Origin of the sequence: Paenibacillus sp. OT2-17, from assembly GCF_009827695.1 — a bacterium.
Taxonomy (GTDB): domain Bacteria; phylum Bacillota; class Bacilli; order Paenibacillales; family Paenibacillaceae; genus Paenibacillus; species Paenibacillus polymyxa_B.
In genome coordinates, this window is record NZ_WUDQ01000714.1 from 1 (window position 1) to 1,607 (window position 1,607).

At 44.2% G+C, this 1,607-nt stretch carries 2 protein-coding genes and 1 pseudogene; all 3 read left to right on the top strand.

Annotated features, from left to right (window positions below; genetic code table 11):
• Positions 1-371: pseudogene (locus GRP75_RS26390) on the top strand (dihydrolipoyl dehydrogenase); the annotation flags it as partial.
• A gap of 254 nt (positions 372-625) precedes the next feature.
• On the top strand, positions 626-1,420 hold the full coding sequence (thyA, locus tag GRP75_RS26395; RefSeq protein ID WP_023988969.1) for a thymidylate synthase: 795 nt from the start codon (positions 626-628) through the stop codon (positions 1,418-1,420).
• A 17-nt stretch (positions 1,421-1,437) separates the two neighbouring features.
• Positions 1,438-1,607: dihydrofolate reductase (locus GRP75_RS26400; RefSeq protein ID WP_160790826.1), on the top strand; the 170-nt coding region annotated here is incomplete at its 3' end.

The following is a 1,607-nucleotide window of genomic DNA, read 5'->3' on the forward strand; positions in this document are numbered from 1 at the left end:
CTGTCGTTTTCACAGATCCAGAATGCTCCAGTGTAGGCTACACAGAGACACAAGCCAAAGAAAAAGGCTACAATGTCAAAGTTGGCAAGTTCTCTTATGGAGCAAACGGTCGTGCGGTTTCCCTGAACGCTGCTGAAGGTTTTGTGAAAATCGTAGCTGACGCTGACACAGGTCTGGTACTGGGTACGCAAATCGTAGGTCTGGAAGCTTCCAACCTTATTGCTGAGCTGGGTCTGGCGATTGAAATGGGTGCTACACTCGAAGATATCTCCTTGACTATTCATGCTCACCCTACATTGGGCGAAATCGTTATGGAAGCAGCAGAAGTCGTGCTGGGTCATCCGATCCACGCATTGGCACCACGTCGCTAATACCATTTTTCATTATCTCGTTTTTGGTTTTCATACATGACAAAGAGAGGCAAGGAGCGCTATATCTGCGCTCTTTGTCTCTTTTTTTTCAAACTTTAGGATTTTCAGGACTACCATGAAAATTCACACAGTACATGGTCAACGAAGCACCGTACATGATAAACTAAATATAGATATTGGTGCAGAAAAAGAATTTTAAAGATTAGAATCTGGCGATGCCAGGTTTTTATTCATGCTCAAAGGAGAGGAATAACGTGCGTAACTATTTGGAACTGCTGGAGGATATTTTAGAGAATGGAGTAAAAAAAGAGGATCGTACAGGAACGGGTACACTATCTGTTTTCGGAAGACAACTTCGTTTTGATCTGGCCAAGGGCTTCCCCTTGGTGACCACCAAAAGAGTACATTTGAAATCCGTTATTCATGAGCTGTTATGGTTTTTGCGGGGAGATACCAACATTTCTTATCTCAAGGAGAACGGAGTTACCATTTGGGATGAATGGGCGGATGAGCAGGGCAATCTGGGGCCTGTATATGGATCACAATGGCGCTCGTGGGAAACAACAGATGGACAACATATTGACCAAATTTCGAATGTCATTGAGGCTATTAAAAATAATCCGGATTCACGTCGACACATCGTCAGTGCTTGGAATGTAGCTGAAATCGAATCGATGAAGTTGCCGCCATGTCATTTTGTATTTCAGTTCTATGTAGCTGGAGGGAAACTTTCCTGTATGCTAACGATGCGTTCTGTGGATACCTTTTTAGGGTTACCGTTCAATATCGCAAGTTATGCATTGCTAACGCATATGGTTGCACAGCAGTGCGGTTTGGAGCCCGGCGAATTTATTTGGTCAGGCGGCGATGTGCATATTTATTCAAATCATATGCAGCAAGTGCATACGCAGTTGGAACGTGATCCTTATCCGTTGCCTCAGTTGAAAATTCTGCGCAAGCCGGATTCGATTTTTGATTATACCTACGACGATTTTGCTTTTGAAAATTACGAGTATCATCCAGGGATTAAGGCGCCTGTCGCCATCTGATTAGAGGAGGTGGAAAAATGGGCATTTCAATGATATGGGCTATGGCACAAAATGGTGTGATTGGCCGGGATAACAAACTTCCCTGGCGCCTCCCTAGAGACATGGCCTTTTTCAAAGAACAGACGATTAATAAAACGGTACTCATGGGACGCAAGACGTGGGAATCCTTTGGAGGAAAAAGCCTGCC